A 1,117-nucleotide genomic window follows, 5' to 3' on the forward strand; every position below is an offset into this window, starting at 1 on the left:
GCGCTGCCAGCGTTCCCCCAGCGCCGCGGCGCCCTGCGCGCCTGCCGCCGCGAGTGCGGCGAGCAGCGCCATCGCCGCGACCAGGCCCGGCAGCAGCCAGCCCGACAGCGCGCGCCGCAGCCCGAGCGGATCGCGCGAATAGCGCCGCCGGCTAGCCACCGCCGCACCCCCCGCCGCGCATCACAGGTCGTCCAGCGCGTAGACCGCGCGCGCATTGTCCGGATCGTGCAGCCGGCCGCCATGCAGGTAGAGCGCGGGAGCAGGGAACCGCGACACCAGATCCTCGTCATGCGTCGCCACCACCACCGTGGTGCCGAGCCGGTTCATCTCGCCGAGCAGCGCGAGCAGCCGCCGCGCCTGGCGCGAATCGAGGTTCCCGGTCGGCTCGTCCGCCACCACCAGCTCCGGCCGGTGCACCACGGCGCGCGCGATGCAGATGCGCTGCTGCTCGCCGCCCGACAATTCGAGGGGCGAGGACTGCGCCTTCGCCTCCAGCCCCACCCAGCGCAGGATCTCGCCCACATCGGCGCGGATCTGCGCCTCCGGCCGGCCCGCCAGCCGCAGCGGCAGGGCGACGTTGTCGAATGCCGACAGGTAGGGCAGCAGCCGGAAGTCCTGGAACACCACGCCGATCCGCCGCCGCAGCGCCGGCAGCGCGGCGCGCGGCGCCTTCGCGGTGCGGGTGCCGAGCACCTCCACCTCGCCGCGCGTCGGCCGCAGCGCCAGATGCATCAGCCGCAGCACCGACGACTTGCCGGCCCCCGACGGGCCGAGCAGCCAGGTGAAGGACCCACGGGGCAGAGCGAAGGTGACGTCGGCCAGCGCCTCCGGGCCCCACTCCCCGCGATGGGGACCGCCGCCCTGGTAGCGCAGCCCGACCGCCTCGAAGCGGACCATGCGCGATGGATGCCCCGCCCGGCGGCGCGCGTCGAGGGGCCTTCACAGGCGTGGGATGCCGTCGCGGGTGGACGCATGCCCGGGGGCGCGCCACATGCGTCCCATGCGTGTCGCCTGCCCGGCCTGCGCCGCCGCCTACGAAATCCCCGATGAGCTGCTCGCCAGCGGGCCGCGCCTGCTGCAATGCGCCGCCTGCGGCGCGCAGTTCGAGGCCGTGCCG

General features: G+C 75.6%; 2 protein-coding genes. One reads left to right on the plus strand and one right to left on the minus strand.

Annotated elements, in window-relative coordinates:
- Positions 1–180: 180 nt before the first annotated feature.
- Positions 181–897 carry a cell division ATP-binding protein FtsE gene (locus tag L2I40_RS23500; protein ID WP_237217769.1) on the minus strand — a complete coding sequence of 239 codons (717 nt, stop codon included), beginning with the start codon at positions 895–897 and terminating at the stop codon, positions 181–183.
- A 103-nt stretch (positions 898–1,000) separates the two neighbouring features.
- On the opposite strand from L2I40_RS23500, the gene L2I40_RS24615 reads away from it, so the two are divergent.
- Positions 1,001–1,117 (plus strand): zinc-ribbon domain-containing protein (locus tag L2I40_RS24615; RefSeq protein WP_372491113.1); only part of this gene is annotated, 117 nt, incomplete at its 3' end.

The organism is Falsiroseomonas oryziterrae, from assembly GCF_021864505.1.
Taxonomy (GTDB): Bacteria; Pseudomonadota; Alphaproteobacteria; order Acetobacterales; family Acetobacteraceae; genus Falsiroseomonas; species Falsiroseomonas oryziterrae.